At 72.9% G+C, this 13,926-nt stretch carries 12 protein-coding genes; 6 read left to right on the top strand and 6 right to left on the bottom strand.

The features are described from left to right. The first annotated feature begins 85 nt into the window (after positions 1–85). The gene (locus tag ACZ6QQ_RS02050; RefSeq protein ID WP_465873548.1) at positions 86–691 is read left to right on the top strand and encodes a hypothetical protein; all 606 of its coding nucleotides are present in this window, start codon (positions 86–88) and stop codon (positions 689–691) included. Between the two features lie 10 nt (positions 692–701). Here the strand turns inward: ACZ6QQ_RS02050 and ACZ6QQ_RS02045 are convergent, their stop codons facing one another. From ACZ6QQ_RS02045 to ACZ6QQ_RS02030, 4 genes are all read right to left on the bottom strand, one after another. After that, the gene (locus tag ACZ6QQ_RS02045) at positions 702–1,478 is read right to left on the bottom strand and encodes an enoyl-CoA hydratase/isomerase family protein (protein WP_465873782.1); all 777 of its coding nucleotides are present in this window, start codon (positions 1,476–1,478) and stop codon (positions 702–704) included. Further along, positions 1,454–2,311, bottom strand: coding sequence for a 3-hydroxyacyl-CoA dehydrogenase family protein (locus tag ACZ6QQ_RS02040; protein ID WP_465873546.1), 858 nt, complete (start codon positions 2,309–2,311; stop codon positions 1,454–1,456). Before ACZ6QQ_RS02040 ends, ACZ6QQ_RS02045 begins: the two co-directional genes overlap by 25 nt. A 70-nt stretch (positions 2,312–2,381) precedes the next feature. Beyond that, positions 2,382–3,362: a hypothetical protein gene (locus ACZ6QQ_RS02035; RefSeq protein WP_465873544.1), complete on the bottom strand. Its 981-nt coding sequence runs from the start codon at positions 3,360–3,362 to the stop codon at positions 2,382–2,384. Between the two features lie 52 nt (positions 3,363–3,414). Further along, positions 3,415–3,963, bottom strand: coding sequence for a hypothetical protein (locus ACZ6QQ_RS02030; RefSeq protein ID WP_465873542.1), 549 nt, complete (start codon positions 3,961–3,963; stop codon positions 3,415–3,417). Between the two features lie 222 nt (positions 3,964–4,185). Here ACZ6QQ_RS02030 and ACZ6QQ_RS02025 point away from each other — a divergent pair, with 222 nt between their 5' ends. Next, the gene (locus tag ACZ6QQ_RS02025; RefSeq protein ID WP_465873541.1) at positions 4,186–4,473 is read left to right on the top strand and encodes a hypothetical protein; all 288 of its coding nucleotides are present in this window, start codon (positions 4,186–4,188) and stop codon (positions 4,471–4,473) included. 72 nt (positions 4,474–4,545) lie between these two features. Here the strand turns inward: ACZ6QQ_RS02025 and ACZ6QQ_RS02020 are convergent, their stop codons facing one another. After that, positions 4,546–5,136: an RNA 2'-phosphotransferase gene (locus tag ACZ6QQ_RS02020; protein WP_465873539.1), complete on the bottom strand. Its 591-nt coding sequence runs from the start codon at positions 5,134–5,136 to the stop codon at positions 4,546–4,548. Beyond that, positions 5,136–5,915 (bottom strand): class I SAM-dependent methyltransferase, encoded by a 780-nt coding sequence (locus ACZ6QQ_RS02015; RefSeq protein WP_465873537.1) that lies wholly within the window; start codon positions 5,913–5,915, stop codon positions 5,136–5,138. The genes ACZ6QQ_RS02020 and ACZ6QQ_RS02015 overlap by 1 nt, the downstream gene beginning before the upstream one ends. 258 nt (positions 5,916–6,173) lie before the next feature. Here ACZ6QQ_RS02015 and ACZ6QQ_RS02010 point away from each other — a divergent pair, with 258 nt between their 5' ends. From ACZ6QQ_RS02010 to ACZ6QQ_RS01995, 4 genes are all read left to right on the top strand, one after another. Continuing rightward, on the top strand, positions 6,174–9,377 hold the full coding sequence (locus ACZ6QQ_RS02010; RefSeq protein ID WP_465873535.1) for an FtsX-like permease family protein: 3,204 nt from the start codon (positions 6,174–6,176) through the stop codon (positions 9,375–9,377). Between the two features lie 68 nt (positions 9,378–9,445). After that, positions 9,446–12,169: an FtsX-like permease family protein gene (locus tag ACZ6QQ_RS02005; protein ID WP_465873533.1), complete on the top strand. Its 2,724-nt coding sequence runs from the start codon at positions 9,446–9,448 to the stop codon at positions 12,167–12,169. Further along, on the top strand, positions 12,169–13,152 hold the full coding sequence (locus ACZ6QQ_RS02000; RefSeq protein WP_465873532.1) for an ABC transporter ATP-binding protein: 984 nt from the start codon (positions 12,169–12,171) through the stop codon (positions 13,150–13,152). The genes ACZ6QQ_RS02005 and ACZ6QQ_RS02000 overlap by 1 nt, the downstream gene beginning before the upstream one ends. Further along, positions 13,149–13,856 (top strand): ABC transporter ATP-binding protein, encoded by a 708-nt coding sequence (locus ACZ6QQ_RS01995; protein ID WP_465873530.1) that lies wholly within the window; start codon positions 13,149–13,151, stop codon positions 13,854–13,856. Before ACZ6QQ_RS02000 ends, ACZ6QQ_RS01995 begins: the two co-directional genes overlap by 4 nt. Positions 13,857–13,926: the final 70 nt, after the last annotated feature.

Genomic DNA, 13,926 nt, shown 5'->3' with positions numbered 1-13,926 from the left:
GGCACGTTTCCGGGAGCAATCGCGGCGGCATTTCGCCGTACGGTTTCCCGGACACCGGACGAGCCGATCCGAAGGGCACCTGACGATGAGCGACTTCACCTACAACCCGCCGGCCGAGGAGATCGACTTCGGTTCCGCCAACGCGGAGGAGGGCTTCGGACCGGGACTCGACCCGGGACCCGAACTGCCCGTGTACGACCCGGCGCCGTACCAGCCGGAGACGGTGGTCGAGCACCACGTCGACGGTTCCACCGAGGTGCTCACCGACTTCGACGGCGATGGCATCGCCGACCTGGTCCAACAGGACCTCGACAGCGACGGCATCGCCGAGACCACGCTGATCGACGGTGACCACGACGGCGCGTTGGACACCATGCTGCGCGACTACGACGACAACGGCACCGTGGACCGGATCATCGGTGACGCCAACGAGGACGGCGTGATCGACCGGGTCGCCACCGACACCAACGCCGACGGCGTGATCGACGAGGTGGCCCGGGACACCGACCTCGACGGCCAGCCGGACACCTGGGTACGGGACCTCAACCACGACGGGCGCCCCGACCACACCGTCACCGACCTGGACGAGGACGGCCGGGCCGACGCGCTGATCGTCGACACCGACTTCGACGGGGTGGCCGACCAGGTCGCCTACCTCGACTCGGACAGCAACCCGTACACCAGCCGCTGATCAGGGGCCGTCAGCGGCTCTTCCGGTCGAGGAACGCGGTCATCCGGCGGTGCTTCTCCGGATCCTCGAAGAGCACCGCCTGACTGAGCAGGTCGAGTTGCGGGTGCGCGGCGGCGGGTGCGTCGACCGCCAGTTTGGTCAGGCGTACGGCCAGCGGCGACGCCTTGGCGATCTCGTCCAGCAGCTCGTGCGCGGTCCCGAGCAGGTCGCCCGGCTCGTCCACCACCCGGTTGACCAGCCCGATCCGCAGCGCCTCGGCGGCGTCGACCCGGCGACCGGTGAAGAGCAGTTCCTTGGCCCGGGTCTCGCCGATCAGGGCCGGCAACCGGTGGGTGGCACCGGCCCCGGCGATGATGCCCAGCCGTACCTCGGGTTGGCCGAAGAAGGCGCGGGACGTACAGACTCGCAGGTCGCAGGCGTACGACAGCTCTGCGCCGCCGCCCAGGGCCGGGCCGTCGACCGCCGCCACGGTGGGCATCGGCAGCGCCCGGAGCCGGGCGAAAACGGCCGAGTTGATCGCGGCGAGGGCGTCGAGCCGGTCCCGGTCGCGCAGTTGGGCGATGTCCGCCCCGGCCGCGAAGATGCCGTCCGCGCCGCCGGTGAGCAGCAGCAGTTTCGGCTCCCGTTCCAACCGCCCGCACACCTCGTGCAGGGCGGCGACCAGGTCGGCGTCGATCGCGTTGCGCTTCTCCGGCCGGTCCAGGGTGACCACCAGCCGGTCGTCCCGCTCCTCGATCCGCAGCCCGCCGGACTCCACTGTGCTCACTGCTTGACCCCGTCCACCCAGCGGTAGAAACCCTGCCCGGACTTCTTGCCGAGCCGGCCCTGCCCGACCAGCTCGACCAGCAGCGGCGGCGGGGCGAACCGGTCGCCGTACGCCGCCTGGAGGGTGCGGGCGATGTCCAGCCGTACGTCCAGTCCCACCAGGTCGGTGAGTTCCAGGGGACCGACCGGGTGCCGGTAACCGAGGGTCATCGCCTTGTCGATGTCGGCCGCGCTGGCGACTCCGTCGGCCACCATCCGGATCGCCTCCAGGCCGAGCGTGACGCCGAGCCGGGAGGTGGCGAAGCCGGGCAGGTCGCGTACGACGACGGGGTCCTTGCCCAGCCGGCCGGCGAGGGCGACGGCCGCCGCGGTGGTCGCCTCGGCGGTGGCCGGCCCGACGACGATCTCGATCAGGGCCATCGCCCAGACCGGGTTGAAGAAGTGCAGGCCGATGAAGCGCCCCGGGTCGGGTACCGCGGTGGCCAGGTCCGCGATGGGGATGCTGGAGGTGTTGGTGGCGAGCAACGTCGGGCGGCGGGCGGCGGCGGCGGCCAGCACGGCCCGCTTGAGGTCGGGGCGTTCCGGCACGGCCTCGACGATCACGTCCGGGCCGTCGGCCACCTCGGCCAGGTCACCCCGGAGCACCAACCGGGTACGCGCGTCGGCCGCCCCGTCGGCGGTCAGCTTGCCCCGATCGACCGCCCGGTCCAGCAGTTTGCCCAGCGTCGCACCGGCCGCCTCGGCCCGCCCGGCGTCAACCTCGACCAGTTCGACCCGGTAACCGGCGGTGGCCGCGACGTAGGCGATGCCCAGCCCCATGGTGCCGGCACCCACCACCACGAAACGATCGTTCATGGTGGCGACCCTATGCAGTGCGGACGGTGGCGTCCCCGCTGGCCCCCCCCGGGAACCAGGTGGTCCGGACTCACACTCGATGGGCACCCTCGCTGGACCGCCGGCGCCCCCGACGGACGAGATGCCGGGCGAGTGCCGCGACCACCACCAGCAGCACGATGGCGGCGCCAACCGAGAGGGAGAGTACGAGCGCGCCCGCTCCGGACTCCACGGACTCCGCGACCTTTGCCCCGGAAAGGATGATCGACCCTTCACCGGTACGCTCCACGGTCCCGCTGACCAGCGTCATCCGGGCGTTCCAGCGTCCCGCCGCCAGCGGCTGGTCCACCAACGCGCTGACCTGACCCCGCTGACCGGGAAGGATGGTCACGCCGGTCCCCACGGCGAACAGCCCGGCCTTGACCGCGCCGGACGCGCTGGTCAGGGAGAGGGTGCCGACCATGTCCAGGGCCCGGCCGCCCGTGTTGTGCACCTGGGCGGTGACCACGGGCCACTCGCCGTCGCCCCGTGCGGCTGCGAGCCCGTCGATGCTGAAATCGGTCGGTGGTTCGCCTCCGGCGCCGATGTCGAGGTACATCCTGATGCCGACCCGGTGAATCTGACCGACGTTGTCCTGCTGCGTCGGCGCTCTGGTGATCTGGGCCCAGACGGCGCCGTACCGCTCTCCCTTCGATGCGGTCCTCGGTACGGCGACGGTCACCGGCACCACCGTCCGCTCTCCCGGGGACAGGTCGACACTGGTCGACTCCAGGCTCACCCAGCCGCTGAGTTCGTTGCCCTCTCGCGCGGCCGGAACGGTGAACACGTTCTTCTCCACCGAGGCGGCGCCCGCGTACAGCTCGATGTGCTGACGCCCCGGGGAGGAGTTGCGGACCTCGACCCGGCGTTGGATCGTCATGCCGGGCTTGAGATGGTCGATGATGTACGCCCGGGCGCGCGGATCCTCGGCCCGGCTCACCGGGACGTCCAGCAGTTGGAGGCCGAGCCCGCCGGCTTCTCCGATGGGCTCCTGCCGCAGCCCGGGTTGCGCGTCGGCTGGTGCCGCGGGCACCCCGGCCGCCAGGATGGCGATGGAGGCCAGCAGCGCCAGCCGACGGACCCGGTCAGAGCACCGAATGTGTCACCGTCCCGGTGTAGGTGCCGCCGACGGCGTCGGCGGGGATGGCGACCAGCACGGTGGGGTTCCAGGTCGCGAAGTTGCTGCCGGTCCCACCGGTGTGGCTGAACGCGGTCCTCGGCACGTTGATGATCACGGCCTGGGCCGAGGTGGGCTGGCCGGGCGTGAAGGTTCCGGTGCCGGCGGTCGAGGTGGCGGGTCCGGACCAGTAGGTGACGTTGATGGCCGGGATCGTCTCCTCGGCGGTGCCGTCGCCGGTGACGAAGTCCGACCCGGTGACGGTGGCGGTCCAGTTCGGGGTCAACGACGCGCGCTGGTCGAGCACGGTGATCGGGCCGAGCTGCCCGGACACGGTCGCCCCCGCCGTCCCGGAGCCGAGGTTCGCGGTGGCGGGCACGGTGATGTCGAGGCCACCCGCGCCGGTGACGCTGAACGTGACGATGGTGCTCCCGATGTCGTCGGCCTGGGCGGGTGCGGCCAGTCCGGCAACCAGCGCGAGGCTCGCCAAGCCGGTGAAAATCAGTCTCTTCCTCATGAGTCCCCCGTGTCTGAAAGCTACATATGGCGCATTTGCGAGCTTATCGATCCGGCTCGTCAAGAGGGCGAAAACACAGGGAATGAGCGCTCTGTGCCGGCCGCGTCGTTGGTCCCTTGCCGGACACGTCGTCCCATGGCGGGCCGTTAGCGTATGCGGGACCGCGGTTCTGGGTACTGCGGACGAGCACGCCTCAGTCAGCCGGAGAAAGGGCTTCCCTTCATGAGCGAGTCGCAGGCAACCACCGAGCCGCAGGAGATCGTCGAGACGCGGGGCGACGAGCGGGTCGACCTGATCCGCGCGGACACCAACCACGACGGCAAGGTCGACCTCTGGGTGGCCGACACCGACGGCGACGGCAAGGCTGACCTGTTCCAGTTCGACACCACCGGCGACGGCACGGTGGACATCACGATGGTCGATCTCGACGAGGACGGTACGCCGGACGAGGTCGTCGACGGCGACGGTGGCCACCCGCCGACCCCGGCGCCGCCGACCGTCACGGTCTGACCGCCGACCCCTCCGCAGCAAGGAAGGGCCCGTTCTCAACGACGAGAACGGGCCCTTCCTTGCTGGTGCGGGTCAGGTGCGGGTGGTCGGCACCGACTCCCCCGACGGCCGGATGACGTCCGGCGGGACGGACCCGGTCAGCCACACCCCGTTGTCACTGCGGTAGAACTCGTGCCCCCGCGCGGCCAGCTTCGCCGCGTCCACGACCAGCACCGACACCGGCCCGCCCCGGCGCCGACCGACCGTCACCGCCGTCGCCACGTCAACCGACAGGTGTACGTGATGCCGCCGCCCCGGCCGCAGCCCCTGCGCCAGGATCGCCGGTACGTTGACCGTGCCGGTGCCGTGGTACAGCAGCTCGGGCGGGGTGACCGGGGTGAGCGCCAGATCCACCGCCACCCGCGCCGAATGCCCCTGACTGGCCCGGATCCACGCGACCCCGTCCGGTCCCGTACGCACCGCGAACCGCTGTTTGTCGTTGCCGGCCACCACCGCGTCCAGGTCCTCCGGGGTGACCCGCCGACCGTGCCGGGACAGCGCGGCGAGCAGGTCCGACACCGGCACCCAGCCGTTGGCGTCCAGGGTCAGCCCGACGCTCTCCGGCGCGTGCCGCAGCACCCGGGACATCCGCTTGCTGACCGTACGCAGCTCGGCCGGCTCCATCAGCCCACCAGCCGCAGCGTGGCCAGGTAGTACGGGGCGTCCGCGTCGTCCACGTCGACCAGCCGCCAGGCGCTGCCCCGGACCAGCTCGCCCAGCTCGTCCGGCGTACAGACCAGGTAGTCGAACCAGGGTGTGCCGAGTTCTCGGTAGCGCAACCGCAGCCGCAGCTGCCCGCCGAGCCGCCCCCGGGCCCGGTTGCGCTCGTGGTAACCGGTGTGCACCGGGTCGGTGGTGCCGTACGGGTCGGTGCCGTGCGCGATGATCTCGGCGCCCGGATTCGCCAGGGCGGCGAGCGCGGCCAGGAACGCCGGTGCCCGGTCCCGCCCCTCGATCAGCCCCAGGTTGTTGCCGAGCAGGAGGAAGGTGTCGAACCGGTGCCGGTTGGTCGCGTACTCGTCGACGGTGCCGAGCACCAGGTTCCGTACGCCCCGCTTGCGGGCGACCCGGATCGCGCCGGGTGAGATGTCCAGCCCGGTCACCGGCACCTCGTGCTCCTGCAACTCCAGGGCGATCCGGCCGGCACCGACACCGATGTCGAGCACCCGCCCCCGGACCCGCTCGACGGCCCGGTGGTCGTACGGCTGCCACTGCGCCGGTCCGTCGAGGTAGTGGGCGGCCGGGGCACCGTTGATCAGACCGTCGTCGCGTTCGATGATCTCGACGACCGGGCGGGGCAACCGGCCCCCGACCAGCGGGCGTGGCCCCACTCCGGTCGCCACCGCGAGCGCGTCCCGCAGCAGCTCGCCGAAGACGTCGCCGACCTGCGGCTCTCCCAGCATGGGGTAGACGCTATCCGCCGGCGCGGGGGCACGCACCGGCGTATCCCCCGAGCCGCCGCCCCGAGCGATCGAGCCGGTGGCCCGTGTTGCGCCGCTCTGCAACGAGTGGATCTCGATTGGGTCATCGTCACGTCACGAACCGGCGGGTCAAAAGATTTTTCACGACCTCTGCGAACCTTTCCGACCCCCTCGCCGATCAGGTGCGGTGAGGGGCGGTCGAACACGTCGCCCGGACGGGTGACGAGGGGACGCGGTGGAATGAGGCTGGTGCTACGGCGCGCCCGTACGGTGAGGGGCCTGCTACTCGCGGCAACCGGGGCGACCCTGATCGCTGCCGCGCTGCTCACCGGCCTCGCCGGCTACAGCCGGCAGGTCGTCGACACCGGCACCGCCAACGCCATCGACTCGTCCGACCCACCGGAACGCTCGATGCTCGTCCGGGGCTCGACCGGCGGCTCGCCGGACGCCCTGCGGGACCGGGACGCAGCCCTCCGCGAGGAGGTGTCCGGCGGCATCGCCGGCCTACCCGCGCCCGTCTCGGCCGCCGGCTACGCCGCCGGGCGGCAACTCTCCGGCCCGGTCGGCGAGGCGGTGCCCGACGACGACGGGGTCGTCTTCGGCTCCGTGGTCTTCCTCGACGGCCTCTCCGAGCAGGCCGAACTCAGCTCCGGCGAATGGCCCCGACCGGGCGGCAGCCCAGTGCAGACCGCGCTCGCCGAACCGGTCGCCACGATCCTGGGGGTGGCCGTCGGCGACCGGATCCCGGTCACCGACCGGGTCACCGGGCGGGTCAGCGACCTCGTCGTCGCCGGCATCTGGCACCCACGGGATCCGGAGGCCGCCTACTGGCGGCTCACGCCCGAGGTCGCCGACGGGAAGGTCCCGCAGTCGTCCACGTACGGGCCGCTGGTCGTCGACCGGGCCGACTTCGTCAGCCACTTCTCCACCAACGCCAGCGCCGCCTGGCTGATCGAACCGAAGCTCGCCGGCGCCAGCGTGGCCCAGCTGAACCAGCTCGCCGACACCGTCGACCGGCTCACCGAGGAGTTGCCGGAGGCGGCCGGGCTCGGCACCTCCGGGATCATGACCACCAGCATCGACCGGCTGGCCGAACGACTCGAACGCGCCAACCTGGTCGGCCGGTCCGCACTCGTCACCCCGATGCTGCTGGTCATCGTGCTCGGCGGGTACGCGCTGGTGCTGGTCGCCGTACTCCTGGTCGAGCAGCGCCGGGGCGAGAGTTCCCTGCTCCGGGCCCGGGGCGCGGCCCGCAACCAGCTCGCCGGGCTGGCCGTACGGGAAGCCACGCTGGTGGTCCTGCCGGCCGCCCTGCTCGCGCCGCTGCTCGCCACCGAGGGCCTGCGGCTGGCCGACCGGGTGCCGATGCTGGCGGCGGTCGGGCTTCGGTTCGACTCCTCGCCGCCACCGCTGAGCTGGCTGGTCGCCGGGCTCGCCGCCGTCGGCTGCGCCGTGGCGATCATCGGCCCCTCGCTGCGCCGCAGCGGAACGTACGTCGCCGAACTCGCCAGCCGCTCCCGGCCCAGCCGCCGCGCGGTCGCCCAGCGGGCCGGTGTCGACCTGGCCCTGATCGCCCTCGCGGTGCTCGGCTGGCTGCAACTGCGGCAGTACTCCTCACCCCTGGCCGGCGCCCGCAGCGGAAACCAGCTGGGCATCGACCCGCTGCTCGCCGCCACCCCGACGCTCGGCGTACTGGCCGGGGCGGTGCTCGCGCTGCGGCTGCTGCCGCCGCTGACCCGACTGGCCGAGCGGTACGTCGAGCGCAAGCCGTGGACCGCCACCATGTTCGGCACCTGGCAGGCCGGTCGGCGCCCGCACGCCGGCCCGGTCCTGCTGCTCGCCCTCGCCGTCGCCGTCAGCACCCTGGCCTGGTGCCTGGCGAGCACCTCGGAACGGTCGCTGGTCGACCAGGCCACCCACGGGGTCGGCGCCGATCTGCGGCTGGTCGAGACGGAGGGCGCCCCGCCGCCCGGCCGGACCGAGGCGCTCGCCGGCCTGCCCGGCGTACGCGAGGTGCTGCCGGCGTGGCGGGAGAGCCTGCGGCTCGGTCCGGCCGCCGAGCCGGCGTCGCTGATAGCCATCGACACCGCCGCCGGGGCGGACGTGCTCCGGATCCGGGACGACCTGGTCGACGGCGGCTCCGCCGCCGGCCTGCTCGGCGAGGTGGCCCGGCAGCGCATCGAGGCGCCGTACACCGAACTGCCGGCCGGTGCCCGGAAACTGTCCGGGGTCATCCGCACCACGGTCGGACGGTCCCCGCTGTCGGACGAGATCCGCACCGCCGCCGTCCTGGTCGAGCCGACCGGTGACTACCGCCGGGTGCCGCTGGGTGCCAGTCGCAACGGTGCGCCGCTGCGCTTCTCCGTCGACCTGCCGGCCGGCACGTCGCCGGCCCGACTCGCCGGGTTCGTCACCGACGGGATCGGCCCGAACGGCATGCGGCTCGACTGGACGCTCACCGACCTCACCGCCGGTCCCGCCGCAGGCACCGGCACCCCGGTCGACCTGACCGTCGGCGGCGGCTGGCGAACCATGGACCGGCTCGACCGGGAGGGTTCGGCGTCCGCCAACGCCGGCACCATGGCGACCCGGTACGAGCTCGACGACAGCAACTCCACCCCGTGGAACAGCTCGACCCTGCGGATGGCACTGGTCCGGACCGCCGACACCGGCCCGATCCCGGTGCTCGCCACCCCGCCCGCGCTGGCCGCACTGCGACTCGGTGTCGGCGACGTGACCGGCCTCCCGCTCGGGTTGGCGGACACCCAGATCAAAGTCGTCGGTACGGTCGACTCGATCCCCGGCGACACCGAACCGGCCGCGATCCTGACCGACCTGCCCTCGCTGAGCGCCCGGTTCTTCCACGACCACGGCATCCTGCGGACCAACGAGGAGTGGTGGGTCGGCACCGACCCCGCCCAGCGGTCGGCCACCGCGCAGGCCGCCGCGCAACTCCCCGGCCTGCGGGTCCTCGACCGGCAGGCGATCGCCGACCAGATCGACCCGTACGGGGTGGGCGCCCGGGGGGCGTTGTTCGCCGCCGCGCTCGGCGCCCTGCTGCTCGCCGCGGTCGGGATCGCCGTCGACGTCAGCGCCACCGCCCGACGCCGGGTCAACGAGCTGGCGGTGTTGCACACCCTCGGTGCCGGGCACCGGCTGCTGGCCCGGTCGCTCATCGCCGAGCAGACGTTCCTCTCCGGGATCGGCGTCCTGGTGGGCCTCGGTGTCGGGGTCGCGGTGGCCGCCACGATGGCCCCCCTGGTGATCCTCACCCCGTCGGCCGACCGACCATCGCCACCACCGCTGCTCGCCGTCGACTGGCCACCGGTGCTCGCCACCACGGCCGGGCTGCTGGCGCTCGCGCTGCTGCTCAGCGGGCTGGTCGCCACCACCCTGCGGCAGCGCCTCGTCGCCGCCCAGCTCCGCATCGGAGACGACCGGTGAACAATCCGCAGCGGTCACAACCGGGGGACAAAGGGAACGGAAGCGGGAACGGGAACGGGAAGAGGTCGATGGGAGCCAACGGTTCCGGGCCGGTCCGCCGGATACGCGCCTTCGCCGGGCAGATCGGGCTGCTGGCCGTACTCGGCCTGACGGCGGCGGCGCTGCTCACCGGCGCCCCCCGACTGGCCAACGAGTACGCCGACCGGGGGCTCGGCGCGGATGTGGCGGGCCTGCCGTACCTGGTCCGGGACGTCATCCTGCCGAGTTCGGTCCCGCCGGGCCCGCCCAACGATCTGGGCGCCGGGGCGGCAAAGCTTCCGGTGTACCGGGACGCGATGCCCCAGCCGTTGCCCCGGCTGATCGGCGGCGAATGGTATTCGGCCTCGATCGGCCCGGAGGGGTTGTCCGCCTCCGGCGATGTGGTGCCGTTCAACGGCGACGCCGGACCGGCCGTCGCGATCCGCGCCCAGACCGGGATCCGGGAGGCGATCCGGATGGTTGCCGGCACCTGGCCGGACGCCTCCGGCAAGACACCCGGCGGACGGATCGCGATCGTGGTGTCCGAGCCGACCGTGGAGGTGCTGTCGCTGCGGCTCGGCAGCCACTTCGACATCACCGGTGGTCCGGGTACGACTCCGGTGCCCGTCGAGGTGGTCGGGATCTTCGCCGCGCTGGACCCGTCCGCGCCGGTCTGGAACGACATGCGGCTCGCCCTGGAGCCGCTGGTGCCGTTGAACGACGGCGACAAGTTCCACACACTGGCGGTGACCGACTGGGCCGGGATGGCCGCGGCCGGTGCGTCCCTGGGCCCGATCACCTACAGGTGGCACTACCGGATCGACGAACGGCGGCTGAACGCCGCGGAGATCGAGTCGCTGACCGCCGCGCTGGTCCGGATGAAGCGGGTTCCGCCGCTGGCCGGTGCCCCGGTGGTCACCTCGCTGGACGTGTCCCTGATCCAGTTCGAGCAGCGTCTGGCCTCCGTACGGGCGCTGCTCGGGGTGGTCCAGGCCGGGGTGCTGGCCAGCCTGCTCGGGCTGATCCTGCTCGCCGCCCGGCTGTCGTTGGAGCGCCGCCGCGAGGAGTTGGCGCTGCTGCGTGCCCGGGGCGCCTCGGCGGTGTCCATCGGTACCCGCACGCTCGCCGAGTCGGTGCTGGTCCAGCCGTTGGCGGTGCTCGCCGGCTGGCTGCTCGGCACCCAGGTCCCCGGTCGCCCGGCGGCCACGGAGTGGCTGGTCCCGGTGCTCGCGGTGGTCACCACGATGGCGGTTCCGCTGCTGGCGATGTCCAGCCAGCGCCGGGTCACGTTCGTCGTACGCCGGCAGGACCTGGTCCGGCAGCGGCCGTCGGCCCGGCGGCTCACCGCCGAGCTCAGCGTGCTCGGGGTGGCGGCGCTCGGGGTGTTCCTGCTCCGGCGGCGCGGGCTCGCCCCGGACGGCGGGGTGGATCCGTACCTGGTCTCGGTGCCGGTGCTGTTGGCGACCGGCGCCGCGCTGATCGCGCTGCGGGTGCTGCCGTGGCCGCTGCGGGTGCTGGGCCGGGTCGCGGCCCGTACCCGCGGCTCGGTGCTGTTCCTCGGGCTGGCGCGGGCCGGGCGGGGCGCTCCGGTGACCATCGGCCCGCTCGCGGTGCTGGTCATCGCGATCACCACCGGTGTGTTCAGCGGGGTGGTGGCGGGGACCGTCTCGCACGCCCGGGACCTGGCGACCGAGCGGACGGTGCCGGCCGACGCCGACCTGGTCGGGGGCACCTTCTCGGCGGCGACCATCGACCGGATCCGGGCGCTGCCGGGCGTGGACGCGGTCACCGCGGTCTCGCTGGAGTACGCCCGGCAACTGCGCTCCGGCCCCGGGGCCGGGGACGCGGAGTTGGGGCAGGCCCAGGTGGTCGTGCTGGACGTACCGGCGTTCGTCGAGGTGATGCGGCGCAGCGGCGTACCGGTGGACGGGGTGCCGGAGGCGTTGCGCCGGGCGACCCGGGGTGAGGGGCCGGTGCCGGCGGTCGTCTCGCCGGCCATCGCCGCGTCGGTCGGCGACAGCGCGATGGCGGACGTCCAGGGCCGGTTGTACGCCTTCACCCCGACCGTGGTCGCGGACGGTTTCCCCGGGGTGGAGGTCGGGGTCGAACGGTTCGTCGTGCTGCCCTGGCAGGCGTTGCCGGTGCCGGACTTCAAGCCGATCGCGCCGAACCGCTACCTGCTCGCCGGGGATGGTTTCGACCGGGCCGCGCTGTTGCGGACCGCCGACGACGGGCAGCGGGAGTGGCGTTCGGCGGTGCTCGGTCGGCCCGCCGCCGAGCTCGCCGCCCCGGCGCAGGTGGTCACCCGGTCGGAGTACCGGACGTCGTTGGACCGGACCGGCGGCAACGAGCTGCTCAGCCTGGCGTTCCTGATCGGCGCGCTGGGCGGGACCGGGCTGGCACTGCTCGCGGTCGGCTTCGCGGTGCTGGCCGAGTCACGGACCCGGGGACGGGTGCTGTCCCGGCTGCGCACCATGGGCCTGTCCGGACGGCAGGGGCGGCAACTGCTGGTGTACGAGTTGCTGCCGCTGATCGGCGCCGCGGTGCTGGCCGGCGGGGTGGTCGGGGTGGCGCTTCCCGGCCTGATCGGGCCGGCGCTGAACCTGTCCACCTTCACCTCCGGGGTGGCCGCCCGGACCTATCTCGACCCGCTGCTGGTCGGCGGGGTGTTGCTGCTGGTGGTGGTCGGTCTGGCCGCCGCGCTCGTGATCGAGAACCTGGTCAACCGACGGATGCGCCTCGGCGAGGTCCTCCGGCTGGGAGAGGAAAACTGATGACCGCTGCCCTGACCACCGCCGTACCCGATCTCGCGGCGTTGCAACGCCGTGCCGCCGAACGGGCGGCGGAGCGGGCCGGCGGCAACGACCGCCTGCGGGGCCACATCGTCTGTGACGGCCTGGTCCGTATCTTCAAGACCGAGGGTGTCGAGGTGGTGGCCCTGCAGGGGCTGGACCTGGTGATCGACCGGGGTGACCTGATCGCCATCGTCGGCGCCTCCGGTTCGGGCAAGTCGACCGTACTCAACATCCTCTCCGGGCTGGACGTGCCGACCGCCGGCATCGCCCGGGTGGCCGGGTTCGACCTGTTGACGATGTCGGCGAAGCAGCGGCTGCGCTACCGCCGGAGCACGGTCGGCTTCGTCTGGCAGCAGACCGGGCGAAACCTGCTGCCGTACCTGACCGCGCGGGAGAACGTGGAACTGCCGATGCGGCTGTCCCGGCGTACCTCCCGGCGGGCGGCCCGCAAGCGGGCGCTGGAGCTGTTGGAGCTGGTCGGGGTCGGCTACTGCGCGGACCGGCGGCCGGACCAGATGAGCGGCGGGGAGCAGCAGCGCTGCGCGGTGGCGGTCGCGGTGGCGAACGACCCGGAGGTGCTCTTCGCCGACGAGCCGACCGGTGAGCTGGACGAGGCGACGGCGGCCGAGGTCTTCGCGGCGTTGCGCACGATCAACGCCGAGTTGGGCGTCACGGTGGTGGTGGTGACCCACGATCACGCCGTGGCGACGCAGGTCCGCCGGACGGTCGCGATCCGCGACGGGCGGACCGCCTCCGAGGTACGGCGGTCGGCCAGGATCGGCGCGGACGGCTCCGAGGAGGTGGTCACCGAGGAGTACGCGGTGCTGGACCGGGCCGGCCGGATGCAGCTACCGGCGGCCTTCGTGGACGCGCTGGTCCTGCGGGACCGGGTGAAGCTCAACCTGCAACCGGATCACGTGGAGATCCGCCCCGGCGACGAACCCCAGAAGGAGCAGCCGTGAGCAGCGAGGACCTGGTACGGGTCGAGGGCGTCAGCCGGGACTACGGCTCGGGTGACCGGGTGGTGCACGCGCTGCGAGAGGTGTCGTTCCGGGTCGGTCACGGGGAACTGGTGGCGGTCCGGGGCCGGTCCGGGGCGGGTAAGACCACCCTGTTGAACCTGATCGGTGGGCTGGACCGGCCGACCGCCGGCCGGATCTTCGTGGCCGGTCGCGAGGTGACCGCGGCCGGCGAGCGGGACCTGCTGGATCTGCGCCGGGACACGATGGGTTTCGTGTTCCAGTCGTTCGGCCTGATTCCGATCCTGTCGGCGGCGGAAAACGTCGGGGTGCCGATGCGGTTGGCGAAGGTGCCGGCGGCGGAGCGGGAGCAGCGGGTGGCGATCCTGCTGGAGCTGGTCGGGTTGGGTGGGCACGCGGGTCAGCGGCCGTACGAGCTCTCCGGCGGGCAGCAGCAGCGGGTGGCGATCGCGCGGGCGCTGGCCAACGATCCGCCGTTGCTGATCGCGGACGAGCCGACCGGTCAGCTCGACTCGGAGACCGGGCGGTCGATGATGGACCTGCTCCAGGCCCTGGTCCGGTCGCGTGGGATGACGGCGCTGGTGGCCACCCACGACCCGACGTTGATCGAGTTGGCGGACCGGGTGCTGCAGCTGCGGGACGGCCAGTTGGTCGAGGAGACCGATCTGGCGGTGGCGGCCGGTTGAGTGCCCGCGGCGCGGGTGGGCGCCGCCGGCACGACTCAGGGGCGGTGGAGTACGGTTTCCCGTATCTCCG

It is taken from the genome of Micromonospora sp. NPDC049529, from assembly GCF_055586685.1.
Note: the sequence above shows the minus strand (reverse complement) of the source record. Positions and strands in the feature narration are given on the sequence as shown.